Here is a 23,684-nt window from a genome sequence, read left to right on the forward strand (position 1 = left end):
CTGACAAGAGCATCGCCAAATGCCCGTCCCCGACCCGTTTCGCCAAGGCCTTGAACGAGGCTGGATCACCCACGATGGCTCGCGCCTGGAGCAGGACCTGAGCCTGGAAGCCGACGTCGCCGTGATCGGCAGCGGCGCGGGCGGCGCCACAACCGCCGAACGGCTGAGCGCGGCCGGCCTGAAGGTACTGCTGATCGAGGAAGGCCCGCTGAGAACCAGCAGCGACTTTCAACTGCTGGAGCACGAGGCCTATGCCGATCTCTACCAGGAGGGGCTGGGCCGCCTGAGCAAGGATGGCGCCATCACCATCCTGCAGGGCCGGGCGGTGGGCGGCACCACCCTGGTCAACTGGACCTCAAGTTTCCGCACGCCGCCGCAGACCCTGGAGCACTGGGCCCGTGAACATGGGGTCAAGGGCCTGGACAGCGACAGCCTGAAGCCCTGGTTCGAACGCATGGAGCAGCACCTGGGCATCAGCCCCTGGATGATGCCGCCCAATGCCAACAACGACGTGTTGCGGCGCGGCTGCGAGGCACTCGGCCTGCGCTGGGCGGTGATCCCGCGCAACGTGCGCGGCTGCTGGAACCTGGGTTACTGCGGCATGGGCTGCCCTGTCAACGCCAAGCAGTCGATGCTGGTCACCAGCATTCCCGCCACCCTCGAGCAAGGCGGCGAGCTTCTCTACCTGGCCCGCGCCGAGCGCTTCAGCCACGACGGCCAACGCATCGACCACCTGCAATGCCAGGCCCTGGACACCCAGGGGGTCCAGCCCACGGGCCGCCAGGTGCGGGTGCGCGCCCGTCATTACGTACTGGCCGGCGGCGGCATCAACAGCCCGGCGCTGCTGCTGCGCTCCGACGCGCCCGACCCCTACCGGCGCCTGGGCAAGCGCACCTTCCTGCACCTGGTCAACTTCAGTGCCGCGCAGTTCGAGGCGAAGATCGACCCGTACTACGGCGCGCCGCAGTCGATCTACAGCGACCAGTTCCAGTGGCGGGACGGCGTCGCCGGCCCGGTCGGCTACAAGCTCGAAGTCCCGCCACTGCACCCGGCCCTGGCCAGCACCCTGCTCGGCGGCCATGGCCAGGACAATGCCCTGCGCATGGCCGAGCTGCCCCATACCCACGTGATGCTGGCGCTGCTGCGCGATGGTTTCCACCCGGACAGCCCCGGCGGCCAGGTGGAGTTGCGTGACGATGGCTCGCCGGTGCTCGACTACCCGGTCAACGACTACCTGCGCGACGGGCTGCGCCGGGCCTGGCACAGCATGGCGCAGATCCAGTTCGCCGCCGGGGCTCGACGGGTGCTGCCGGTGCATGGCGATGCCCGGTATGTCGATAACCCGGAACACGCCAAGGCGTTGATCGACAACCTGCCCCTGGAACTGTTTCGCATGCGCCTGGGCAGCGCCCATGTCATGGGCGGCTGCGCCCTGGGCGAGGACCCGCGCCAGGCGGTGTGCGACAGCCTGGGTCGGCATCACCAGCTGGAAAACCTGTCGGTCCACGACGGTTCGCTGTTCCCCACCAGCATCGGCGCCAACCCGCAGCTGTCGGTCTATGCCCTGACCGCCCTGCTCAGCGAGGCGCTGGTCGGCCGCCTGGCACTCGGCGCATGACAGCCAATAGCCATGCTGTCTATAGTGCCATCGACCAGCCACGCGACTTGGCCGGGCGCAATCGCTGCGCTACCATCCGACTCCCCAACGCACTCCAGCCAGGATGACGCGATGAACCGAGTGTTGTACCCGGGTACTTTCGACCCCATTACCAAAGGCCATGGCGACCTGGTCGAGCGCGCTTCGCGCCTGTTCGACCACGTGATCATCGCCGTGGCGGCCAGCCCCAAGAAGAACCCCCTGTTCCCCCTGGAACAGCGGGTAGCGCTGGCCCGCGAGGTCACCAAGCACCTGCCCAATGTCGAAGTCATCGGCTTCTCCTCGCTACTGGCGCATTTCGCCAAGGAGCAGAACGCCAATGTCTTCCTGCGCGGCCTGCGCGCGGTGTCCGACTTCGAGTACGAGTTCCAGCTGGCCAACATGAACCGCCAGCTGGCGCCGGACGTCGAGAGCCTATTCCTCACGCCGTCCGAGCGCTATTCGTTCATTTCCTCGACGTTGGTCCGGGAAATCGCCGCGTTGGGCGGCGATATCAGCAAGTTCGTCCACCCTGCCGTGGCCGACGCGCTGACTGAGCGCTTCCGCAAGTAAGCCTCGCGGTCACGATGTCGCGCCCGCGTGCACTGCGGGCGCGAATCCGGCACAATTGTGCCCATCGCTTTGAAACATGCCCGGGCCCAACGCCCCGGCCGGAGTCCCCATGTCCCTGATCATCACCGACGATTGCATCAACTGCGACGTCTGCGAACCCGAGTGCCCGAACGCCGCCATCTCGCAAGGCGAAGAGATCTACGTGATCGACCCGAACCTGTGCACCCAGTGCGTCGGCCACTACGACGAGCCCCAGTGCCAGCAGGTCTGCCCGGTGGACTGCATCCCCCTGGATGAAGCCCACCCGGAGACCGAAGACGAGCTGATGGCCAAGTACCGCCGGATCACCGGCAAGGCCTGATGCCGTTCGTCGCCGCGCTTCGCCACGCAGCCCTCGGCGCCCTCCTGGCGCTGCTGGCCCCTGGCGCCCTGGCCGCCGGGCCAGGCCAGGCGGCGATCGCCAGCCCGCACGGTGAAGCCACCGCGGCGGCAAGACAGATCCTGCAGCAGGGCGGCAACGCCTTCGATGCCGCCGTGGCCATCGGCGCCACGCTGGCCGTTGTCGAGCCCTATGGCTCCGGCCTTGGCGGTGGCGGGTTCTTCCTGCTGCGCGAGAGCGCCGACAGCCCACGCTATGCCTTCCTCGACGCCCGCGAGCGCGCCCCGGCCGCCGCCCGGGCCGACATGTACCTCAAGGACGGCCAGCTGCAGCCGGGCCTGTCGGTCAATGGCCCACTGGCCGCGGCCATCCCCGGCCTGCCCCAGGCGCTGGCCGACCTGGCCGCGACCCACGGCAGGCTGCCGCTCAAGGACAGCCTGGCCCCGGCCATCCGCCTGGCCAACCAGGGCTTTGCCGTCGACCGCATCTACCGCGACCGCGCGACCATGCGCCTGAGCGCCCTGCGCGACAATGCCGAAAGCGCCCGGTTGTTCCTCGCCGGCAACGACGTACCGGCGCTCGGCACGGTGATTCGCCAGCAGGAACTGGCCGCGACCCTGCAGGCCATGGCCGAGCATGGGCGCGACGGTTTCTACCGTGGCCCGACGGCCCAGCGCCTGGTCGAAGGCGTGCGCCAGGCCGGCGGCGTCTGGACCCTCGATGACCTCGCCGGCTACCACACTGCCTGGCGCGAGCCGCTGCGTTATCAGCTGGCCGACCAGCGCGAGCTGATCAGCAGTCCGCCGCCCTCAGCCGGTGGCGTGGCCCTGGCCCAGAGCCTGGCCATGCTCCAGCGCCTGCCCTGGCAGAGCGCCGAGCCCGTGCAGCGCAGCCATTATGTGATCGAAGTGCTGCGCCGGGCCTACCGCGACCGCGGGCTGCTGGGCGACCCGGACTACATCGCCAACCCCATCAACCGCCTGCTGGCGCGCCAGTACCTGACCGGCCTGGCCGACAGCATCGACGTGCACCAGGCCACCCCCAGCAGCGCCCTGCCGCCGTCACCCGCCTGGCGCGAGGGCGACCACACCACCCACTTCACGGTGATCGACGCGCACGGCAATGCCGTGTCCGCCACGCTCTCGGTCAACCTGCCGTTCGGCGCAGCATTCAGCGTGCCCGGCACCGGCGTGGTGCTGAACAACGAGATGGACGACTTCGCCGCCGACCCCACCGGCAGCAACAGCTATGGGTTGGCCGGCAGCCAGGCCAACGCGGTGGCGGCGGGCAAGCGGCCCTTGTCGAGCATGAGCCCGACCTTTATCGAAAGCCCGAGCCAGTTCGCCAGCTTCGGCACCCCGGGCGGCAGCCGGATTCCGAGCATGGTGGTGCTGTCGGTGCTGGGGTTCCTGGAAGGCCGGCCGGTGGCCGAATGGCCGGCGACACCGCGTTATCACCATCAGTACCTGCCGGATGTGGTGGAACATGAGCCGGGGACATTCAATGCAGGGCAGAAGGCCGAGCTTGAAGGGCGTGGGTATCGGCTGAAGGATATCGGGCGCCAGTACGGGAATCAGCAGGTGCTGTATTGGGACAAGGCTGGCGGGACCGTGGAGGCGGCCAGTGATCCCAGGGGTGTAGGGCAGGCAGCAACAGGTAACTGAGCCTTCTCGCCCTATCGTCCGCAAGCCGGCTCTTACAGATTGCATGCTGCGCCATCAGGCTGCAGAGTCCCTGTGGGAGCGGCCTTGTGTCGCGAAAGGGCTGCGTAGCGGCCCCAGGATCTCAGTGTCAATGCAAAGATCGCCGGGGCCGCTTTGCGGCCCTTTCGCGACACAAGGCCGCTCCCACAGGGCAAACGTAATCTACGAATACTCTGCTGGACAGTTACTCCCAAAGGTTCAGCGCTGACGCTAACGTTGGCATTTCGGGCAGAACACGCTCGCCCGCTGCCCCAGTTTCACTTCGCGCAGCTCGGTACCACACAGCTTGCAAGGCTGGCCCCCGCGTCCATAGACGGACAGTTCCTGCTGGAAGTACCCCGGCTGGCCATCGCCACCGATGAAGTCGCGCAAGGTGGTGCCGCCCTGCTCGATGGCCGCTGCCAGCACCCGCTTTATCTCGATCGCCAGCTTCAGGTAACGGGCCCGGGAGATACCGCCCGCCTCGCGGCGCGGGTCGATCCCGGCGGCGAACAGCGCTTCGGTCGCGTAGATGTTACCCACCCCCACCACCACCGCGTTGTCCATGATGAACGGCTTGACCGCCATCGACCGTCCCCGCGACAGCTGGAACAGCCGCTCGCCGTCGAACAGGTCGGTCAGCGGCTCCGGCCCCAGCCGGATCAACAGTTCGTGGTTGAGCGGATCGAGGCTCCAGAGCATGGCCCCGAAGCGGCGCGGATCGGTGTAGCGCAGCATCAGCCCCGACTCGAGCTCGATATCCACATGTTCGTGCTTGGCCGCTGGCAAGCCCAGCTCGACCAGACGCAGGTTGCCCGACATGCCCAGGTGGCTGATCAAGGTCCCGACCTCGGCGTTGATCAGCAGATACTTGGCGCGGCGCTCGACGCTGACGATGCGCTGGCCCGACAGGCGCACGTCGAGATCTTCCGGGATCGGCCAGCGCAGGCGCCGGTCGCGCACCACCACGCGGCTGACCCGCTGCCCTTCCAGGTGGGGCGCGATGCCGCGCCGCGTCGTCTCGACCTCTGGCAGTTCCGGCATGGCTCAGTGCCCGCCCATTTCGCGGATGTTCTGCTTGAGCTGCTCGAAGTCGTAATCGGTCAGGCCGATGTAATCCAGCACCAGCGGCCCGACCACTTCCCACTCATGGTCCACAGTCTGATTGCCCAGCACGCGGTAGGACGCGCAGATGTGCTCGGACATCTTCAGCACCGCCAACAGGTTCTTCAGCTGGGTCTGGGTATTGCGCGAGGACTCGTCGCGGAACACCGCCAGGGCGTTGTGGTGGTTGGCGATGGCGGCGCTGATGTGCTCCGGCAGGCGCCAGGACTTGGCGGTGAAGTAGCCGACCACCGAGTGGTTGGTGTTGAACACGCGGTTCTCGGTGTCCACCACGCGGATCTCGTCATTGGCCTTGGCGTAGGACTCTTCCAGCACTTCCATGTAGTTGGGGAAGCGCTTGTGCATCAGCGGCACGCCGCAGTCGTGGAACAGGCCCAGGGTGTAGGCCTCATCCACCGCCTGGATGCCGGTGCGCTTGGCCAGGGTCAGGCAGGTCATGGCCACGTCCTGGGCGGTGTCCCAGAACGGGTTGAGGGTGACGATGGTCTCGTCGGTCATCTCACCCCTGATCGACTGGGCGTTGATCAGGTTGATGATCGAACGGCTGCCCAGCAGGTTCACGGCGCGCTGGATCGAACCGATCTTGTTCGCCAGGCCGAACTGCGCCGAATTGACCAACTTCAGCAGGGCCCCGGAAAGCCCCGGATCCTGGCTGATCAGCTTGGCGATGGTCTCCAGGTCCGGGTCGGGCATGTACTGCTCGAACTGCAGGTCGACCATGATCTGCGGCTGCGGCGGGATGGTGATGCCCTGCAGGGCTTGCTGGATCTGTTCGGCGGTAAGTTCCTGGGACATTCGTGCATTCTCGCTGGGGACGGGGGATTCTAACCCTGTACGCCGGCAGGGTAACTATCAGTGGATCGTTGGATCCAAGAATTTCTTTAGCCGTGGGCGCGAACCACTTGGTCGCACCCACCAGCGAACCTGAGGCCAACACGGTATACTCCCGCTCTTTTTTCCCGGAGCGACGTCATGTCCCTGCCCAGCCTTCGCCTCAAAGCCAATGCCGACCGCCGCCTGCGCGCCGGCCACCTGTGGGTCTACAGCAATGAAGTCGACGTCGCCGCGACCCCGCTGCAGAGCCTGAAGGCCGGCCAGCAGGCCATTCTCGAAGCCGCCAACGGCAAGCCCCTGGGCGTGGTGGCCATGAGCCCGAACAACCTGATCTGCGCCCGCCTGCTGTCGCGCGACGTCAAGCTGCCGCTGGACAAGTCGCTGCTGGTGCACCGCCTGAACGTCGCCCTGTCGCTGCGCGAGCGCCTGTTCGACAAGCCTTGCTACCGCCTGGTCTACGGCGACTCCGACCTGCTGCCGGGCCTGGTGGTCGACCGCTTCTTCGACATCCTCGTGGTGCAACTGGCCTCGGCCACCATGGAAGCGCACAAGGACGACGTCATCGCCGCCCTGGTCCAGGTCCTGAAGCCGAGCGGCATCCTGTTCAAGAACGACTCCGCCGCCCGTGACGCCGAAGGTCTCGGCCGCTATGTCGAGACCGTCTACGGCGAAGTGCCGGACTGGGTCGCGCTGGAAGAGAACGGCGTGAAGTTCGAGGCTCCGGTTCGCGAAGGCCAGAAGACCGGCTGGTTCTACGACCACCGCATGAACCGCGCCCGCCTGGCCCCCTACGTCAAGGGCAAGCGCGTACTCGACCTGTTCAGCTACATCGGTGGCTGGGGCGTGCAGGCCGGCGCGTTCGGCGCCAGCGAAGTGTTCTGCGTGGATGCCTCCGGCTTCGCTCTTGACGGTGTCGAGCGCAACGCTGCGCTGAACGGCATCAGCGAGAAGCTGACCTGCATCGAAGGCGACGTGTTCGAGGCCCTGCGCGAGCTGAAGGCCGCCGAAGAGCGTTTCGACGTGATCATTGCCGACCCGCCCGCCTTCATCAAGCGCAAGAAGGACCTGAAAAACGGCGAGGCCGCCTACCGTCGCCTCAACGAACAGGCCATGCGCATGCTCACCAAGGACGGCATCCTGGTCAGCGCCTCGTGCTCGATGCACCTGCCCGAGGACGATCTGAACAACATCCTGCTGACCAGCGCCCGCCACCTGGACCGCAACCTGCAACTGCTCGAGCGCGGCGGCCAGGGCCCGGACCATCCGGTACACCCGGCCATTGCCGAAACCCGCTACATCAAGAGCATCACCTGCCGGTTGCTGCCCAACAGCTAAGCGGTGTTTGTTCCGGGGCCGCTCTGCGGCCCCTGCTCCCTCAAACGGTCACTCTCGTGCGCGCCAACCGCTATCGCCTGAAGTCCGGCACCAGCTCCTGGCCATCGATACTGAGCGTCTTGTAACGCGGAGCCACCAGTTTCACCGCGCCCTCGCGAATGCCCTTGGCCAGGCCTTCGAGGTTTTCCATGCTGCCGCTCAGGCTGCCCACCTCACGCCACTCGCGCTCCTCCCAGGTGAACACGAACACACTCGATGCATAGGTGTGCCGGGGGATCATCAGCACTTCATTGTGCCCATCACCATCCAGATCGACCGCCCACAAGTAGCATCCCTTGCCACCGCACTGGCTTTGCCCAAGGGTCGAGTCGGCCAGTGACTCGCTGGTGGATTGCACGGGCCCCAGCCACTCGAACTTCGGACCATGGGTTTCGACCACTTCCGGCCGACGCACCTGCGCCATCAACCCCAGCAATTGCGCGCGGCGGCCCGCATCGAACAGCTCATCCGTTTCCAGCCGTTTCTCGAGCTGCTCGAAGGCTGCACGCCCTGACTGACCGAGGTCGCGGTACAAGGTCCCGACATCGAACTCGGTGATCGGCGTGCGTCCGTCGAGCAGGCGCTCGACCTGATGCTTCGCACTCAATGCCTGCGGGTCGAGCAACGGCGTGTAGAACAGCACCACCAGCAACGCGCTGAGCAGGGCAATCCACGGATTGCTCACGCGCAGACTGTTCAGCCAGCCCCGGCGCGAAGTCACCACCGCCCATACCGCCGCCAAGCCATGTACCAGCATCACGCTCACCAGCAACACAGCCAGGATCCGTGAAGGTGTCAAACCGTACTGATCGATGCGCAACCAGCTCGCGTAGGCCGCCAGGCCCACCAGCACCGGCAGGCACACCAGGCTGGCATCCACCAGGCGCTTGAGCGGCACTGGGTAGACGCTGGCTTGTCGGCCATCCTGGAATACCCCGTTGACCAGGAACAGGTTGATGCCTGCCAGCACCAGCAGGAGGCTGGTCGAGTAGCCGGTGTCCCACACCGCCTGCAGGCCGGAAAACGGCAACGTCAGGGTGAACAGCACGGCGATCAGTGCGCTGAGCGGCAACAGGAAGCGGCACAGCGTCAGCAGGATGCCGCGCAGCAGGCCGATGATCTTTTCGTTCTCCCGCCCCATGCGCATCCCCAGGGAGAACACCACCGGCAGCACCAGCCAGAGAAATACCGGAGATTCCACCGCATCCCTGACCTGCGGTATGCCGAGCATGCCGAACAGCAGCGCACACAGCCACAGCAACTGCCAGAACAGGCCGGTCAGCATTTGCGCCAGGAAAAGGATGAACACGTTGTTCCAGGCATGCCGGAACAAGTCCTCATAGCGCGGCTGCCCGCCTTCACGGGTCGGCCAGGCAAGAATGAATGCGGTGCCTATGTAGCCCAGCACGACGGCGGCCAGGAACCAGGTCTGCTGCAGCCAGCCCATACACCCGCTATCGAGGACCCAGGCACTGATCCCACTGATCAGCAGGGTCAGGCCCAGCACCAGCCAGCCGGTGCCACGCTGCAGCACCGCGCTGCCGAGCAGTTGCAGGTTCACGCCGGCCACCACCACCGCGGCGCACAGGGCGACCGACAGGTTGAAGCCGAGCAGCTCGCCCTGCCCCTTCACGGTGGCGAGCAGCACCAGGCCCTGGATCAGGCCGATGACGACGTAGAACAATAAGGAGCGGCTAGGCGCTGGCATTGCAAATCCTTTTGGCCAGTGGGACAGGAAGCGCGCAAGTCTACCCAAACCCGCCCGGGACACGCCAAGGCCTTTACCTTGCGGGCTGGCGACAGCCAATTATCACAACGCCATTCCCTCCCGGGCGCGGCGGTGTAGAATCGAGCCATTCATCGCCAGACATCCCCGGCGGGTTTATGAGCTCTGGTCGAGCCTGCGGCGATCCCGCGCGGTCCTTCGACCCCCATCCTTGCCAGCGGCAACCGGCCTTCGGCGTTTCAGGACAAGAGAAGCTCACTCCCTATTTACGTGACGTGATTTAGCCGCCAGGAGCGCTCCATGCCTGATTATCGTTCCAAGACTTCCACCCAAGGCCGCAACATGGCCGGTGCCCGTGCCCTGTGGCGCGCCACCGGGATGAAGGACGAAGACTTCAAGAAACCGATCATCGCCATCGCCAACTCGTTCACCCAGTTCGTCCCGGGGCACGTACACCTGAAGGACCTGGGCCAGCTGGTCGCCCGCGAGATCGAACGCGCCGGTGGCGTGGCGAAAGAGTTCAACACCATCGCCGTGGATGACGGCATCGCCATGGGCCACGACGGCATGCTGTACTCGCTGCCCAGCCGCGAGATCATCGCCGACGCCGTCGAGTACATGGTCAACGCCCACTGCGCCGACGCCATCGTCTGCATCTCCAACTGCGACAAGATCACCCCCGGCATGCTGATGGCCGCCCTGCGCCTGAACATCCCGGTGATCTTCGTCTCCGGCGGCCCGATGGAAGCCGGCAAGACCAAGCTGGCCAGCCACGGCCTGGACCTGGTCGACGCCATGGTCATCGCCGCCGACTCCACCGCCAGCGACGAGAAAGTCGCCGAGTACGAGCGCAGCGCCTGCCCGACCTGCGGTTCGTGCTCCGGCATGTTCACCGCCAACTCGATGAACTGCCTGACCGAGGCCCTGGGTCTGGCCCTGCCGGGCAACGGCTCGACCCTGGCCACCCACTCGGACCGCGAACAGCTGTTCCTCACTGCTGGCCGCACCATCGTCGAGCTGTGCAAACGCTACTACGGCGAGAACGACGAGTCGGTGCTGCCGCGCAGCATCGCCAACTTCAAGGCGTTCGAGAACGCCATGATGCTCGACATCGCCATGGGCGGTTCGACCAACACCATCCTGCACCTGCTGGCCGCGGCCCAGGAGGGCGAGGTGGACTTCGACCTGCGCGACATCGATCGCCTGTCGCGCAAGGTGCCGCAGCTGTGCAAGGTGGCGCCGAACATCCAGAAGTACCACATGGAAGACGTACACCGCGCCGGCGGCATCTTCAGCATCCTCGGCTCGCTGGCCCGTGGCGGCCTGCTGCACACCGACCTGCCGACGGTGCACAGCCCAAGCATGGAGGAGGCCATCGCCAAGTGGGACATCACCCAGACCGATGACGAAGCCGTACACACCTTCTTCAAGGCAGGCCCGGCCGGCATCCCGACCCAGACCGCGTTCAGCCAGTCGACCCGCTGGGAAACCCTGGACGACGACCGCGAGAACGGCTGCATCCGCAGCTTCGAGCACGCCTACTCGCAGGAAGGCGGCCTGGCCGTGCTGTACGGCAACATCGCCCTGGACGGCTGCGTGGTGAAGACCGCCGGTGTCGATGAGTCGATCCATGTATTCGAAGGCAGCGCGAAGATCTTCGAGAGCCAGGACAGCGCCGTGCGCGGCATCCTCGCCGACGAAGTGAAGGCCGGCGACATCGTCATCATCCGCTACGAAGGCCCGAAAGGCGGCCCGGGCATGCAGGAGATGCTCTACCCGACCTCGTACCTGAAGTCCAAGGGCCTGGGCAAGGCCTGCGCCCTGCTCACCGACGGCCGCTTCTCCGGTGGCACCTCGGGCCTGTCCATCGGCCACGCCTCGCCGGAAGCGGCAGCGGGCGGCGCCATCGGCCTGGTACGCGATGGCGACAAGGTGCTGATCGACATCCCCAACCGTTCGATCAACCTGCTGGTCAGCGATGAAGAGCTGGCCGAGCGCCGTATCGAGCAGGACAAGAAGGGCTGGAAACCGGTTGAAGTGCGGCCACGTAAAGTAACCACTGCTTTGAAGGCCTACGCCCTGCTGGCCACCAGTGCCGACAAGGGCGCGGTGCGCAACAAGGCGATGCTCGAAGGGCTGTGAGGCTCAGAGGGCAATAAGAAACCGGCGCCTGGTGCGCCGGTTTTTTTATGCCTGCCCGCGACAGGCCATGACACCCTACTGAATCTGCTCCGGCGTCACGATCACCCAGTTCTTGTCCGCCGTCACCGGCAACCCCTCCTTGGCCTGGGCCGCCGCGTTCTTGGCAATCATGCCGTTGAGCTGGTCCATGTACTTGGCCTTGCGATTTATCCACAGGTGGATGCCGCCCTTGTCCACGTCAACGCCGTGGAACTGCATGTAACCATCGCTGGTCGGGGTGTCTCCCCCCACCAGCACCGGCTTCTTCCACTCATCGATGTAAGTCAGGATGGCTGCCTGCTTGCCAGCCATCCAGGTGGCCGGTGTCCACAAGTAAGGCGTCAGCTCCAGCCCTTCGTTGGCCTTGGGGTCGTAGTGCCCGGCGGTGATCTGCTTGCGCGCGGTGGTCAGTTGGCCATTGGCGCGGTCCTTGAGCAGCAGGCTCACGCCGATCACGTTCTGCGGTTTGACGTTGTAGCCGTACTTGGGATCGGAGGCGACCATGCGCACCAGCTCTTCGGAGGCCGCGGAGATCACATAGACCTCGATGCCGTTCTCCATCAGCTTGTTGTACAGCTCGGCCTGGCCGGTGAAGACCTTGGGCGGCTGCACCTCGATGGTCTTGACCTGATCCCCCTCGAAATAGGTACTGGGGATCGGCTTGCCCGAGGCCATCAGCTCGTCGACCTGCTGCTTCAGCTCCTTGAGGGTGAAGCCCGAGAACACCTGGGCCACCCAGGGGTAGCAGACCATGTCGTCGAGCTCGCACAGGCGGTAGTAGTAGCTGAACAGGCTCTCCTTGTGCTCGGCGGTGTCCTTGAACGGGATCAGCTTGAGCGAGGGGTCGAGCTTGTCGCGGGTCAGCAGGCCCTTGTTCTCCATGAACGGCAGCAGCGCTTCCTCGAGGTCGAAGCGATAGCTGGTGTTGTCCATGTCGAACACCGCGTAGTTTCCCTTGTTGGCATTGGCGGCAATCATCGCGTCGAGCTTCTGCGCGGCCTCGGCCGGCCAATGTTTCAGCTCGGTGGCCGCCCAGCTGCTGGCGCTCATCAGCAGGGCCAGGCCGCCGGCAAGGATTCTCGGAGCAGACATCATGTGCGGTTCTCCAAAAGACGTGGCCGCTCAACCCTAGACCTGATTTGTGACAAGCAGGCATGCATGAGCGACCCCGAGAGAACCGCAAACGCCATGTTCATTGCCAAAAACGACCAGACGTTATTCCATAAACGACTATGCAAATTACTTTTAGGTATAAATTCGTTTGTTTTCAGGCTGTTAGCATTTCCGTTCGTAATCGCTCACAGAGGCGATGCCTCTTTTGCCTTTTCCTGGAGCTTCAATGAACCTGCCGCTGTCACTCAACCTGCTGGCGTTCCTGGCCCTGCTGCTGGGCCTGGCGCAAACCCGCCGCACCGACTGGAGCCTGGCCAAGAAAGTGCTGCTGGGCCTGGTGCTGGGCGTGGTGTTCGGCCTGGTCCTGCACACGATCTATGGCGCCGGCCACCCGGTGCTCAAGGCTACCCTCGGCTGGCTCGACCTGGTCGGTAACGGCTATGTCGGCCTGCTGCAGATGATCGTCATGCCGCTGATCTTCGCCTCGATCCTCAGCGCCGTGGCGCGCCTGCACAACGCCTCGAGCCTGGGCCGGATCAGCGTGCTGAGCATCGGCACCCTGCTGCTGACCACCGCCATCGCCGCGCTGATCGGCATTGTCCTGACCAACCTGTTCGGCCTCAACGCCGAAGGGCTGGTGGCCGGCGCCCAGGAAAGCGCCCGCCTGCAGGCCATCCACAACGACTACGCGGGCAAGGTCGCCGACCTCAACATCCCGCAGCTGCTGCTGTCGTTCATCCCGAGCAACCCGGTAGGCGACCTGGCCCGGGCCAAGCCGACCTCGATCATCAGCGTGGTGATCTTCGCTGTGTTCCTCGGCATTGCCGCGTTGCAACTGGTCAAGGACGACAAGGACAAGGGTGAGCGCGCCCTGTCGGCCATCGATGTGCTGCAGGCCTGGGTGATGCGCCTGGTGCGCCTGGTGATGAAACTCACCCCCTATGGCGTACTGGCCTTGATGACCAAGGTGGTGGCCAGTTCTAACCTCGAGGACATCCTCAAGCTGGGCAGTTTCGTGGTGGTGTCGTACATCGGCCTGGGCCTGATGTTCGTGGTCCACGGGGTGATCCTGGCGCTGACCGGCGTCAGCCCCCTGCGCTTCCTGCGCAAGGTGTGGCCGGTACTGACCTTCGCCTTCACCAGCCGCTCCAGCGCCGCCAGCATTCCGCTGAACATCGAGGCGCAGACGCAGCGCCTGGGCGTGCCGCAGTCGATCGCCAGCTTCAGCGCCTCGTTCGGCGCGACCATCGGACAGAACGGCTGCGCCGGCCTGTACCCGGCGATGCTCGCGGTGATGGTGGCTCCAGCCGTGGGCATCGACACCTTCGACCCGCTGTGGATCGCCACGCTGGTGGCCATCGTCACCCTCAGCTCGGCCGGTGTGGCCGGCGTGGGTGGCGGCGCGACCTTCGCCGCGCTGATCGTGCTGCCAGCCATGGGCTTGCCGGTGGAACTGGTGGCCTTGCTGATCTCGGTGGAGCCGCTGATCGACATGGGGCGTACGGCGCTGAACGTGAATGGTTCGATGACGGCTGGGGTGGTTACCAGCCAGTTGCTCAAGCAGACCGACCAGCAGGTGCTGAGCGGGGATGAGCATGCCGAGTTGAGTCATTCCTGATAAATCGCTGGGGGCGCTTTGCGCCCCTTTCGCGGCACAAGGCCGCTCCTACAAGGGGATCGCGATCCTCTGTAGGAGCGGCCTTGTGCCGCGAAAGGGCTGCAAAGCAGCCCCGGCGATTCAGGCTCAGTACGCCGCCCGCAACGACAACGTGAAGTTGCGCGGCTCGCCATAGAAGTTCGAGCCCCACGCACTGTCCACACGCTCGTAGTACACCCGGTCGAACAGGTTGTTGGCGGTCAGCGTCGCCGACAGATGCTTGTTGAATCGATACCCCACCTGCGCCGTGGCCACGCTGTAGCCGCCCTGGACGAAGTCCACGCCATTGCGCGTGTAGTAGGTGGAACTGACCACCCGCACGCCGCCACCGACACTGAACCCTTCCAACGGCCCATCGGCGAACGCATAGCGCGTCCACACGTTGAAGTTGTGCTTGGGCGTGATGCTGATGCCCTGATAGTCGGCCTGGCGCCCCGACTCCAGGCGGGTGAAGGCGTAGCCGGTGCTGACGCTCCAGTTGTCGGTCAGGTTGCCGGACAGCTCGGTTTCCCAACCCTGACTGCGCACCTTGGCCTGGGCCTCGTAGAACGGCGTCTGGCCAATCTGCTGGGCGCGGTTCTCGTCGTAGATGCGAAACACCGACACGCTGCCGTTCAGGCGACCGTCGAAGAACTCCCGCTTCAGGCCCAGTTCATACTGCTTGCCCTCGCGCGGCGCCACCGTGCTGTTGCCGCCGGCCATCTGCGTCTGCGGCTTGTACACGGTCGTGTAACTGGCATACGCCGACAGCTCAGGAGTGAGCTTGGCGACCAGCGCACCGTAGGGGATCACCTTGCGGCGAACACTGCTATGAGGGTCGGAGAATTCGTTGAAGAACGGGTTGGCGTTGTGGCCATCGCTGTCAAACCAGATCACCCGGCTGCCGAGGATCACATCCAGCCAGTCGTTGGCGCTGACCTTGGTACGGGCATACAGCCCGTACTGGTTCGACTTGGACGCGTTGCCGTTGTCCATCACGTAGTCGATCCTGGGAATGTTGATACTGCCCGGATCGAACACGTTGATATCGAAGTACTCCCGGCCGCCGTAGCGGAAATCCTTGTCCACATGCTGGTAGTCGGCGCCCACCGTCAGCTCATGGGTTCGCCCGAACGCCTCGAACGGCCGCGTCACGAAGCTGTCCAGGCCCAGGGTCTTGATATGGGTGTAGTAGTTGTAGGCCACCGCCGAACTGGCGCCGGTCTCGGGATTCACCGAACCGTCGGTCCAGGTGAAGTCGCGCGTCGGCGTCTCGGCGTCGCGGTAGGTCAGCGAGGTCTTGAACTGGCCACCGTCGTCCAGCGCATGGTCGACCTCGAAGAAGCTTTCCCAGACCCGCTCGTCCAGTTCGTTCCACTTTGCGTCGACGAAGGTCGAGCGCTTGACGTCGAGCAGCTTGCCGCTGTCGTAGGCCGGCAGGCCGAACGCGGGCACCGACTTGTTGCGCTGGTAGGCGCCGCCCAGGGTCAGGGTGGTGGCCGGTGACAGGTCGTACTCAAGACGCCCGTACATCATCGGGCGCTCGTTCTGAGCATGGTCGACGAAGGCCTGGTTGTTCTCGTAGGCGGTGACGAAGCGCCCGCGCAGGCTGCCGTCGCTGTTCAGCGGCCCGGTGACATCCACCGTGGAGTGGTAGCGGTCATAGGTGCCCGCCGACAGCTCGCCGGACAGGGCGAACTGCCCCAGCGCCCGCTTGCGCACCAGGTTGATGGTGCCGCCGGGCTCGCCCGCGCCCTGGTACAGGCCGGACGGCCCGCGCAGCACTTCGACGCGGTCGTACATCGCCAGGTCGAAGGCCGTGGCCATGTCGCCCTGCCCGGTGGGCTGGGTGACGCCATCGACCTGCACCATGTCGACCGGGAAGCCGCGCATGTAGACATCGTTGAGGTTGGAGCCGGTGTTGTAGCTCTTGATCGTGGTGCCGGTCACCTGCCGCATGGCGTCTTGCAGGCTGTTCATGTTCTGGTCGTCCAGGCGCTGGCGGGTCATCACCGAGACCGACTGCGGGATGTCCTTGAGCTTCTGCTCGCCCTTGCCGATGGTCAGCGCACCCGTGGTGTAGGAACCCGAACCTTCGGTGGTGGCGCCTAGCTGACTGCTGTCGATCTTCACCGCGCCCAGTTGCATCGCGCTGTCGCCGGCAGCGCGATGGCGCTCCAGGGTGACGCTGTCACCGTCAATGTAGGCGGCGCTCAGGCCGGTGCCCTGAAGCAGGCGGGCCAGCGCCTGGTCCTGTGGATAACTGCCGCTCAGGCCTGCCGAGCGCAGGCCCTGGGTGAACTCGCCCGGCACCAGGACCTGGATCCGGGTGACCGCACTGAAAGCCGCCAGGGCCGAGTCCAGTGACTGCGCCGGAATGTCGAAACGGTAGACCTGCGCCTGGGCGGCGGCGTGGACCTGTCCAGGTCCGGCCAACGCGGCGCCGCCAAGCGCGATGGCCAGGCCGAGCACGGCCCGAGTGGCGGTAGTTTTCATTAGTGAGGCTCCCCGAGATCGTTCAAGTCGTCGACTGGCGCGGCACCGTCTGAGAGTGCTTATTATTTGCGCCTACGAAATCAAGGACGTCGGTCGAACGGGAATCCCCGAAAATATTTTTCAGCCTTCGCGCAGGATGCGCAGGTAGGGGCTGTATTGGTCGGCGCGCACGCCCAAGGTGTGGGTCAGGGCCTTGAGTACGGCGTCCGGCTTGTCGATGTCGAACACCCCGGAGACCTTGCGCTGACGCAGGCCATCGCCCAGCACCAGGGTCTGCCCTGGCCAGTAGCGGTTGAGCTCGGCGACCACTGCGCCCAAAGGCTGCTGGCTGAACACCAGTTGCCGCTCACGCCAGGCGAAGGCGCGGCCAGGCTCGAAGCCATGTACCGCGCCCGGCCCGCTGGCCGTGTACTCCACCGCCTGCCCGGGCTCGAGGAACACGCCCTGGCCGGCGCCGGCATGGACCTGGACCTTGCCCTGGGCCAGTTGCACACGGGTCTGTCCGTCCGCCTCAGCGACGCTGAAACGCGTGCCGACCACTCGCACCCAGCCATCGCCGGCTCGCACCACGAACGGTCGGGCCGGATCGCGGGTCACCTCGAACCAGGCCTCGCCGCGCAACAACCGGACACGCCGCTCGTCCGCAGCCAGCTCGACCTGCAGGGCGCTGTCGGTGTTGAGCTGGATCCGCGAGCCGTCCTCCAGCTGCAGGCTGCGCGTCTCGCCCGTGGTGGTGGCATAGTCGGCGCGCCAGCGGTCGAGCCAGGGCGTCTGGCCGAGCAGCACGCCCAACAGCAGCGCGGCCGCGGCAGCACTCGCCACCTTGGGCCAACTGCGTCGCCGGGGAGCACGCCAGGCGGCCTGCTGCTGCTCACGCAGGCGCCTGGCCGGGGCTTGCAGGGCGCCCAGCAGGTCGAGCACTTCTTCCCAGGCCTTGGCATGAGCCTGTCCCTGCGCCCGCCAGACGGCGAACGCCTGGCGTTCGGCCAGGGTGACGTCCTCGGCGTGCAGGCGGTAGTACCAGGCCGTGGCTTCGGCGAACAGGCGCTCGCTTTCGGGCAGGTCGCTCATGGGATCGGTCGCACTCTCGGGATGACGGCTCATGGACGTTGCCCCCTCGCTTCACCGGCCAGCCGCGCCTGGATGAAGGCACGGCAGTCGAGCAAGGCCCGCCGCAGCTGGTACTCGACGCTGCGCGGCGTGACCTGCAGGCGCTCGCCGATCTCGCGGTAGGTGCAACCTTCGACATGATAGAGCAGGAAGATATGCCGGGTCGCCTCGGGCAGTGCCTGGATCGCCGCCTGCATCAGCGCCTGCTCCTGCTGCGCGGCCAGTTGGTCGTCGGCGCCGGGGGCGTCGCTGGCCAGCTCCTCGCTGGGCTCGCCGCCATCGAGGCGCTCGCGGCGAATGGTCTGGCGCTGATGATCGCGCACCAGGTTGCTGGCAATCGTGAAGAGGAAAGCGGGCAGGTTGTCGATCTGCTTGTCGGCAGGCAAGCGTGCCAGGCGCAGGAAGGACTCCTGGGTCAGGTCGGCGGCCACCTGGGTGCTGCCGGTGCGCCGTGCAACGAACGCCTCGAGGGCCTTCTTGTGCTCGGTGAACAACCGGGCGATCTGCTTGTTCCACGAGGACACGGCACATCCTGGCTCTGAGTCTCAAGAGGAGCGAACGCTAGCAGAAGATGATATTTGTTCGCAATTGTAACTACCGCGCTTCAGCACGGCCGCCCAGCGCAAACCTGTAGGAGCGGGCTTGCCCCGCGATGGGCTGCGCAGCAGCCCCAGGTTTTCAGACCTTGTCCCAGACTTCGAAGTGATAAACCGGCCCCTGCCCCTCGGCAGGTTGCGGCTCACTCGAGCTCAGTTGCCACTGTCCGCGATCGAACGCTGGGAACCAGGCATCGCCCTCCGGCGACAGCTCCACCCGGGTCAGGTACATCCGGCTCACCAGCCCTTTATCCAGCGCCTGCCCATACAGCTGCGCGCCGCCAATCAGCATCAGCTCGCCGACGCCCTGCTCCCGCGCCCACTGCTCGGCGCGCACCAGTGCCTCTTCCAGCGAAGCGAACACCTCGGCACCTTCCAGTTGCAGCCCGGACTGACGGCTGACGACGATATTCAACCGCCCCGGCAGCGGCCGGCCCAGCGAATCCCAGGTCTTGCGCCCCATGATGATCGGCTTGCCCAGGGTGGTGGCCTTGAAGTACTTGAAATCCCCCGGCAGGTGCCAGGGCATGGAGTTGTCGATGCCGATCACACGGTTCTCGGCGAGCGCCGCGATCAGGCTGAGGGGGAGTGATGTGTTCATGCCGGCGAGGATAGCACCGGGCGCGTGGGTTATGCTTCTCCCCTGACCTGTGCAATGGAAGAGCTTGTGACGGCACCGACTCCACTCGACAAGCGCTGGCTAACCGAAGCAATACGCCTGCGCGAGGAACACGCCGGTCCCCTGGAGGACCAGGAAGCCAACCGTCGCGCCCGCCAGCAAGGCGGCGACCTCGCTACCCGCATCGAGGCCCGCGCCCTGTGGCTGGCCGAACGCGACGGCATGGACACGGCACTGCGCCACTGGAAGCAGGGCGCGCGCCTGGCGTTGCTGGCGCTGATGGTCCTGGCCGTGCTCAGCGGCGCCGGCCTGGGCCTGGCGGCCCTGGGCGACGGGCAGCGCCCGGTGAACGTATTCTGGGCCTTGGGCAGCTTGCTTGGGCTTAACCTCATACTGCTCTTCGGCTGGACCGTGGGCTTCTTTTTCGCCGGCGAGCAAGGCGCAGCGCTGGGCCGCCTGTGGCTGTGGCTGAGCGAGCGCCTGGCCCGTGACGCCAAGGCCGCGCAACTGGCCCCGGCGCTGCTGGTGCTGTTGCAGCGCCAGCGCCTGAACCGCTGGTTGCTCGGCCTGCTGGTGCATGGCCTGTGGCTGCTGGCGATGCTCGCCGCGCTGGGCATGCTCCTGGCCCTGCTGGCGACCCGACGCTACGGGTTCGTCTGGGAAACCACGCTGCTCGCCGCAGAACCCTTCATCAGCCTGACCCAGGCCCTTGGCGCCCTGCCCTCGCTGCTCGGCTTTGCCGTGCCGGACGAAACCATGATCCGCGCCAGCGGCGACACCCTGCCGGCACTTGATCTGGCACGCCAGGCCTGGGCCAGCTGGCTACTTGGCGTGGTCCTGGTCTGCGGCCTGCTGCCGCGCCTGGCGCTGGCCGCGCTGTGCCTGTGGCGCTGGCGCCAGGGCCGCGAGCGGCTGGCGCTGGACCTCGACCTGCCCGGCTACGCCCAACTGCGCGACGCGCTGATGCCGCGCAGCGAACGCATCGGCGTGCAGGACCCCGCCCCCGACGCCCTGCCGCGCTTCGAAGCAGGCCAGCTGGAAAGCGGCAGCAGCGGCGCCTTGCTGGTCGGCCTGGAGCTGGACGACCAGCGCCCATGGCCACCCACCCTGCCCCGGTCGGTCACCCACGCCGGCGTGCTCGACAGCCGCGAATCGCGCAACAAGCTGCTCGAGCAACTGGGCCGCTTCCCTCCGGCGCGCCTGGCCATCGCCTGCGACCCACGCCGCTCGCCGGATCGCGGCAGCCTGGCGTTGCTCGCCGAGCTGGCGCGCAATGCCGGTGCCACCCGTATCTGGCTGCTGCAGGCGCAACCGGGCCAGGCCCTGGACGCGGCACGCCTGGGCGACTGGCACGAGGCCCTCGACCGCCTGGGCCTGACCCACGCCGACACCTCGCCCGTGACCTGGCTGGAGCATGGCCATGACTGAGCCGCTGAAACTGGCCGTGGTCGGCCACACCAACGTCGGCAAGACCTCGCTGCTGCGCACCCTCACCCGCGACGTCGGCTTCGGCGAGGTCTCGCACCGCCCCAGCACCACCCGGCATGTGGAAGGCGCACGCCTGTCGGTGGACGGCGAGCCGCTGCTGGAGCTGTACGACACCCCTGGCCTGGAAGACGCCATCGCCCTGCTCGACTACCTGGAGCGCCTCGAACGCCCGGGCGAGCGCCTGGACGGCCCAGCCCGCCTGGAGCGTTTCCTCCAGGGCAGCGAGGCGCGCCAGCGCTTCGAACAGGAAGCCAAGGTGCTGCGCCAGCTACTGGCGAGCAACGCCGGCCTCTATGTGATCGACGCCCGCGAACCAGTGCTGGCCAAGTACCGCGACGAACTGGAAGTGCTGGCCGGTTGCGGCAAGCCGCTGCTGCCGGTGCTCAACTTCGTCGCCAGCAGCCAGCACCGCGAGCCCGAATGGCGCGAGGCCTTGGCGCGCCTGGGCCTGCATGCGCTGGTGCGTTTCGACAGCGTGGCCCCACCCGAGGACGGCGAGCGCCGCCTCTACGAAAGCCTGGCGCTGCTGCTGGAAGATGCCCGCCCGGCGCTGCAACGGCTGATCGACGACCAACAGGCCCAACGCCTGGCCCGCCGCCACAGCAGCAAGCGCCTGGTCGCCGAGCTGCTGCTCGATTGCGCCGCCTGCCGGCGCAGCGTCGAGGCGGAGCCTGCCGCCGAGGCGCGGGCCATCGAAGCCCTGCGCCAGGATGTGCGCCAGCGCGAACAGCGCTGTGTCGAGGCGCTGCTCAAGCTGTATGCGTTCCGCCGCGAGGATGCCAATGCCGGTGACCTGCCGCTGCTTGACGGCCGCTGGGGCGACGACCTGTTCAACCCGGAAACCCTGAAGCTGCTCGGTGTGCGCCTGGGCAGCGGCGTGGCGGCCGGTGCTGCGGCGGGCGCGGGCGTGGACCTGCTGGTGGGCGGCCTGACCCTGGGCGCCGCCGCGCTCGCGGGCGCCATCGCCGGCGGCGCCTTGCAGACCGCGCGCAACTACGGTTCGCGGCTGATGGGCAAGCTCAAGGGCCAGCGCGAATTGACGGTGGATGACGCCGTGCTGCGCCTGCTGGCGTTGCGTCAGCAGCAGCTGGTCACGGCGCTGGAAGGGCGAGGCCACGCGGCGCAGGACAGCATTCGCCTGGCACCCGCGGACGACAAGGGCTGGCGCGAGGGCAAGCTGCCCGAGGCGCTGCGCAAGGCCCGGGCGCATCCGCAGTGGTCCACGCTCAATAGCGGGGCGCGGGTCAGCCAGGCCGAGCGGCAGGAGCAGGTGGAAGCCCTGGTGGCAGAGCTGTAGCGCCGTTCGCGGCGCGAACCCGCGATGATGGCTAGTGATTAGCCTTACGCCTCTGCTCCCGGTACTGCGTCAGGAGAACGCGCATTTCTCTGTATCTATTGCTATTGAGCAACAGCAAAGCAACCAAGGCTGCCAGAAGGCTGCTCGTGTAGATGAACATGTTGGGTCGGTACCCAAAAGTCGGCAGCGCGATCACCAGACTGGCCAGACACATCCCCGCCACGAGCCACGTCCCCCATGCCCGCCCTCGAACCACAGCGCCATGGGCCAACATGAAGACTGCCAGCATCAGGAACAGGCTCGAAGCAAAGACTCCGTCCCTTGGACAGTTCCGACAGTACGTGCTCCACACCAACGCAAACGTCCAGGCCACGGCAATGATCGACGAGAAGTAGGCGCCGATGAATACACCGAAGTAACGCTTCAGAAAAGGCTTGAGCGTCATTGCGCTAACGCCGCACCCTGCGCAGTTCCACCAACCGCTGCCGCATCTCCCGGTGCCGCTGGCTGTTGAACACCAGCAGCGCGAGCAATGGCAGCGCCAGCAGGATTGCCAGCAAGACAGCATTCACACCACTACCGAGCAAGCTCAACGCCATCAGCAAAGCCACAGTCGGCACAGGGAGCACCACCCATACAGCCCAAGTGAAGCCCCGGACCATCGCGAAATGCCCGGCGCACAGCAGCAAGACCAGCACTGCGCTGGATATCATGGTGAACGACGGATTGTCCGGGTGATTGCGCCAGTGACTGTCAATCCACAGGGTCGCTGACAACGCCGCCGACATGAGGCAAATGAAAAAGCCCAGCAAGAACGTCGGAAAGTAACGACGCATGAAGGTCTGGAACGCTGCAGGCTTCATCGTTACTCGACCTCCTCGTAAAGCCCCACGGCGATGCTCTGTACCGTGGCACTGCCAGCCAGGCCGAAGGTAGCGCCGAGCGAGTCACGCATCAGGGTCTTCGTGGCGTGGCTGATCTCGGTCGGGGTATAGCGCTTGGTCATGGTCCCTGCCGCCTGCCGCAACTTGATCTGCTTGGCCGTCAGGCTCGGATGCCTGATCGACAGCAGCTCGTCGGTCAGCGCCTTGCGCTGCTGACGGCTGAGACTCCTGGACAACTCCAGCCAGCTACGCCCGGTCGCGGCCTTGTGCACCTGCAGGTACTTCAACGTGCTCAGGCCCGACGCGCCGACACCCAGCAGTGAGACGCCATCAAGCACCTTCGAGGCGGCCTGGTACCACTCGCTTTCATCAAGGGCATCGTTGGCCGCCGGATTGGTCACTTCGCGTACTGTGCGCATCACACCGATGCCGCACTGGATGCTGCTGGCGGTGGCGGCGGCGCCACCGATGTAGGTAAGCACCAGGCTGGTGCCACCGGAAAAGGGAGCGGCAATGGTGCCACTGAATACCACAAACCAGCCGATCACCGCGCCTGCACAGGAGAGGGTCGTATTGACCGCCTCCTTGACCACCCGCGACTCACGCGGATTGTGCTGCAATTGCTGGGTGTACTGGTCAGGGGTCTGGTATTTCTTGATCTCGCGCAGGATCACGCGCTTGGGACGGATGCTGCAGATCGGCTGGAACTCGCGCAGTGTAACGACGTTGTAGTCGGCGTCGATGTACACCACACCGGCACCGACGATACGCGGATCGGCGTCGATGGCCGCGAACATCTGCGGCAGGTTGATCCGTCCCTGGATGCGCTGGCGTGCGAGGAACTGGGAGTTGTTGGCCAGGGAGTTGACCAGAAGATCTGTCACGGGGTGGTTTCCTTACACAAATAGCAGCACACCTGTGGGAGCGGGTTCACC

20 protein-coding genes are annotated in these 23,684 nt (G+C 65.9%); 9 read left to right on the top strand and 11 right to left on the bottom strand.

Annotated elements, in window-relative coordinates:
- The first annotated feature begins 19 nt into the window (after positions 1-19).
- The 4 genes from DMX06_RS05550 (at position 20) to ggt (ending at position 4,252) form a co-directional block, all read left to right on the top strand.
- Positions 20-1,618, top strand: coding sequence for a GMC family oxidoreductase (locus DMX06_RS05550; protein WP_110735391.1), 1,599 nt, complete (start codon positions 20-22; stop codon positions 1,616-1,618).
- Between the two features lie 111 nt (positions 1,619-1,729).
- The gene (coaD, locus tag DMX06_RS05555; protein ID WP_028689146.1) at positions 1,730-2,209 is read left to right on the top strand and encodes a pantetheine-phosphate adenylyltransferase; all 480 of its coding nucleotides are present in this window, start codon (positions 1,730-1,732) and stop codon (positions 2,207-2,209) included.
- A 109-nt stretch (positions 2,210-2,318) separates the two neighbouring features.
- Positions 2,319-2,570 (top strand): YfhL family 4Fe-4S dicluster ferredoxin, encoded by a 252-nt coding sequence (locus DMX06_RS05560; RefSeq protein WP_011531711.1) that lies wholly within the window; start codon positions 2,319-2,321, stop codon positions 2,568-2,570.
- Positions 2,570-4,252, top strand: a complete 1,683-nt coding sequence (ggt, locus tag DMX06_RS05565) for a gamma-glutamyltransferase (RefSeq protein WP_110735393.1) — start codon at positions 2,570-2,572, stop codon at positions 4,250-4,252. The genes DMX06_RS05560 and ggt overlap by 1 nt, the downstream gene beginning before the upstream one ends.
- Before the next feature lie 249 nt (positions 4,253-4,501).
- Here ggt and mutM read toward each other — a convergent pair whose 3' ends face one another.
- Positions 4,502-5,314, bottom strand: a complete 813-nt coding sequence (gene mutM / locus DMX06_RS05570; RefSeq protein WP_110735395.1) for a bifunctional DNA-formamidopyrimidine glycosylase/DNA-(apurinic or apyrimidinic site) lyase — start codon at positions 5,312-5,314, stop codon at positions 4,502-4,504.
- 3 nt (positions 5,315-5,317) lie between these two features.
- Positions 5,318-6,136: an HDOD domain-containing protein gene (locus DMX06_RS05575; RefSeq protein ID WP_181427787.1), complete on the bottom strand. Its 819-nt coding sequence runs from the start codon at positions 6,134-6,136 to the stop codon at positions 5,318-5,320.
- A 231-nt stretch (positions 6,137-6,367) separates the two neighbouring features.
- On the opposite strand from DMX06_RS05575, the gene DMX06_RS05580 reads away from it, so the two are divergent.
- Positions 6,368-7,564, top strand: coding sequence for a class I SAM-dependent rRNA methyltransferase (locus DMX06_RS05580; RefSeq protein WP_110735399.1), 1,197 nt, complete (start codon positions 6,368-6,370; stop codon positions 7,562-7,564).
- Between the two features lie 70 nt (positions 7,565-7,634).
- On the opposite strand, the gene DMX06_RS05585 is transcribed toward DMX06_RS05580, so the two are convergent.
- Positions 7,635-9,311: a DUF4153 domain-containing protein gene (locus DMX06_RS05585; RefSeq protein ID WP_110735401.1), complete on the bottom strand. Its 1,677-nt coding sequence runs from the start codon at positions 9,309-9,311 to the stop codon at positions 7,635-7,637.
- 318 nt (positions 9,312-9,629) lie between these two features.
- On the opposite strand from DMX06_RS05585, the gene ilvD reads away from it, so the two are divergent.
- Positions 9,630-11,471, top strand: coding sequence for a dihydroxy-acid dehydratase (gene ilvD, locus DMX06_RS05590; protein ID WP_110735403.1), 1,842 nt, complete (start codon positions 9,630-9,632; stop codon positions 11,469-11,471).
- 75 nt (positions 11,472-11,546) lie between these two features.
- Here ilvD and DMX06_RS05595 read toward each other — a convergent pair whose 3' ends face one another.
- Positions 11,547-12,602 (bottom strand): haloacid dehalogenase-like hydrolase, encoded by a 1,056-nt coding sequence (locus DMX06_RS05595; protein WP_181427783.1) that lies wholly within the window; start codon positions 12,600-12,602, stop codon positions 11,547-11,549.
- Between the two features lie 247 nt (positions 12,603-12,849).
- Between DMX06_RS05595 and DMX06_RS05600 the strand changes: the two genes are divergently transcribed.
- Positions 12,850-14,241: an L-cystine transporter gene (locus DMX06_RS05600; RefSeq protein ID WP_110735407.1), complete on the top strand. Its 1,392-nt coding sequence runs from the start codon at positions 12,850-12,852 to the stop codon at positions 14,239-14,241.
- Positions 14,242-14,367: 126 nt separating this feature from the next.
- Here DMX06_RS05600 and DMX06_RS05605 read toward each other — a convergent pair whose 3' ends face one another.
- The 4 genes from DMX06_RS05605 to DMX06_RS05620 all read right to left on the bottom strand — a co-directional run bounded on the left by DMX06_RS05605 (position 14,368) and on the right by DMX06_RS05620 (position 19,062).
- Positions 14,368-16,755, bottom strand: coding sequence for a TonB-dependent siderophore receptor (locus tag DMX06_RS05605; RefSeq protein ID WP_110735409.1), 2,388 nt, complete (start codon positions 16,753-16,755; stop codon positions 14,368-14,370).
- Positions 16,756-16,875: 120 nt separating this feature from the next.
- A complete protein-coding gene (locus tag DMX06_RS05610; RefSeq protein WP_258378808.1) occupies positions 16,876-17,859 on the bottom strand; it encodes a FecR family protein in 984 nt (327 codons plus the stop codon).
- Positions 17,856-18,389, bottom strand: coding sequence for an RNA polymerase sigma factor (locus DMX06_RS05615; RefSeq protein ID WP_110735413.1), 534 nt, complete (start codon positions 18,387-18,389; stop codon positions 17,856-17,858). Before DMX06_RS05615 ends, DMX06_RS05610 begins: the two co-directional genes overlap by 4 nt.
- Before the next feature lie 154 nt (positions 18,390-18,543).
- Entirely contained in the window at positions 18,544-19,062 is a 519-nt protein-coding gene (locus DMX06_RS05620; protein ID WP_110735414.1) for a dihydrofolate reductase, read from the bottom strand.
- A 54-nt stretch (positions 19,063-19,116) separates the two neighbouring features.
- Here DMX06_RS05620 and DMX06_RS05625 point away from each other — a divergent pair, with 54 nt between their 5' ends.
- Both DMX06_RS05625 and DMX06_RS05630 read left to right on the top strand, forming a co-directional pair.
- Positions 19,117-20,508: a DUF2868 domain-containing protein gene (locus DMX06_RS05625; RefSeq protein WP_110735416.1), complete on the top strand. Its 1,392-nt coding sequence runs from the start codon at positions 19,117-19,119 to the stop codon at positions 20,506-20,508.
- Positions 20,501-21,865 (top strand): GTPase/DUF3482 domain-containing protein, encoded by a 1,365-nt coding sequence (locus tag DMX06_RS05630; protein WP_110735418.1) that lies wholly within the window; start codon positions 20,501-20,503, stop codon positions 21,863-21,865. The genes DMX06_RS05625 and DMX06_RS05630 overlap by 8 nt, the downstream gene beginning before the upstream one ends.
- Positions 21,866-21,896: 31 nt before the next feature.
- Here the strand turns inward: DMX06_RS05630 and DMX06_RS05635 are convergent, their stop codons facing one another.
- Genes DMX06_RS05635 through DMX06_RS05645 form a run of 3 tightly spaced genes read right to left on the bottom strand, consistent with a single transcriptional unit; the run spans position 21,897 to position 23,633 of the window.
- The gene (locus DMX06_RS05635; protein ID WP_110735420.1) at positions 21,897-22,310 is read right to left on the bottom strand and encodes a hypothetical protein; all 414 of its coding nucleotides are present in this window, start codon (positions 22,308-22,310) and stop codon (positions 21,897-21,899) included.
- A gap of 4 nt (positions 22,311-22,314) precedes the next feature.
- Entirely contained in the window at positions 22,315-22,728 is a 414-nt protein-coding gene (locus DMX06_RS05640) for a hypothetical protein (RefSeq protein WP_110735422.1), read from the bottom strand.
- 2 nt (positions 22,729-22,730) lie between these two features.
- Positions 22,731-23,633: an NAD synthetase gene (locus DMX06_RS05645; RefSeq protein WP_110735424.1), complete on the bottom strand. Its 903-nt coding sequence runs from the start codon at positions 23,631-23,633 to the stop codon at positions 22,731-22,733.
- Positions 23,634-23,684: the final 51 nt, after the last annotated feature.

This window comes from Pseudomonas mosselii (genome assembly GCF_003205295.1).
Classification (GTDB): Bacteria; Pseudomonadota; Gammaproteobacteria; order Pseudomonadales; family Pseudomonadaceae; genus Aquipseudomonas; species Aquipseudomonas mosselii_B.

What these genes read in the sequence shown, in the direction of transcription:
- DMX06_RS05550 (WP_110735391.1), top strand. Translation starts at nt 20, where the DNA reads ATGCCCGTCCCCGACCCGTTTCGCCAAGGCCTTGAACGAGGCTGGATC.
- coaD (WP_028689146.1), top strand. Translation starts at nt 1,730, where the DNA reads ATGAACCGAGTGTTGTACCCGGGTACTTTCGACCCCATTACCAAAGGC.
- DMX06_RS05560 (WP_011531711.1), top strand. Translation starts at nt 2,319, where the DNA reads ATGTCCCTGATCATCACCGACGATTGCATCAACTGCGACGTCTGCGAA.
- ggt (WP_110735393.1), top strand. Translation starts at nt 2,570, where the DNA reads ATGCCGTTCGTCGCCGCGCTTCGCCACGCAGCCCTCGGCGCCCTCCTG.
- mutM (WP_110735395.1), bottom strand. Translation starts at nt 5,314, where the DNA reads ATGCCGGAACTGCCAGAGGTCGAGACGACGCGGCGCGGCATCGCGCCC.
- DMX06_RS05580 (WP_110735399.1), top strand. Translation starts at nt 6,368, where the DNA reads ATGTCCCTGCCCAGCCTTCGCCTCAAAGCCAATGCCGACCGCCGCCTG.
- DMX06_RS05585 (WP_110735401.1), bottom strand. Translation starts at nt 9,311, where the DNA reads ATGCCAGCGCCTAGCCGCTCCTTATTGTTCTACGTCGTCATCGGCCTG.
- ilvD (WP_110735403.1), top strand. Translation starts at nt 9,630, where the DNA reads ATGCCTGATTATCGTTCCAAGACTTCCACCCAAGGCCGCAACATGGCC.
- DMX06_RS05595 (WP_181427783.1), bottom strand. Translation starts at nt 12,602, where the DNA reads ATGTCTGCTCCGAGAATCCTTGCCGGCGGCCTGGCCCTGCTGATGAGC.
- DMX06_RS05600 (WP_110735407.1), top strand. Translation starts at nt 12,850, where the DNA reads ATGAACCTGCCGCTGTCACTCAACCTGCTGGCGTTCCTGGCCCTGCTG.
- DMX06_RS05605 (WP_110735409.1), bottom strand. Translation starts at nt 16,755, where the DNA reads ATGAAAACTACCGCCACTCGGGCCGTGCTCGGCCTGGCCATCGCGCTT.
- DMX06_RS05610 (WP_258378808.1), bottom strand. Translation starts at nt 17,859, where the DNA reads ATGAGCCGTCATCCCGAGAGTGCGACCGATCCCATGAGCGACCTGCCC.
- DMX06_RS05620 (WP_110735414.1), bottom strand. Translation starts at nt 19,062, where the DNA reads ATGAACACATCACTCCCCCTCAGCCTGATCGCGGCGCTCGCCGAGAAC.
- DMX06_RS05625 (WP_110735416.1), top strand. Translation starts at nt 19,117, where the DNA reads ATGGAAGAGCTTGTGACGGCACCGACTCCACTCGACAAGCGCTGGCTA.
- DMX06_RS05630 (WP_110735418.1), top strand. Translation starts at nt 20,501, where the DNA reads ATGACTGAGCCGCTGAAACTGGCCGTGGTCGGCCACACCAACGTCGGC.
- DMX06_RS05635 (WP_110735420.1), bottom strand. Translation starts at nt 22,310, where the DNA reads ATGACGCTCAAGCCTTTTCTGAAGCGTTACTTCGGTGTATTCATCGGC.
- DMX06_RS05640 (WP_110735422.1), bottom strand. Translation starts at nt 22,728, where the DNA reads ATGAAGCCTGCAGCGTTCCAGACCTTCATGCGTCGTTACTTTCCGACG.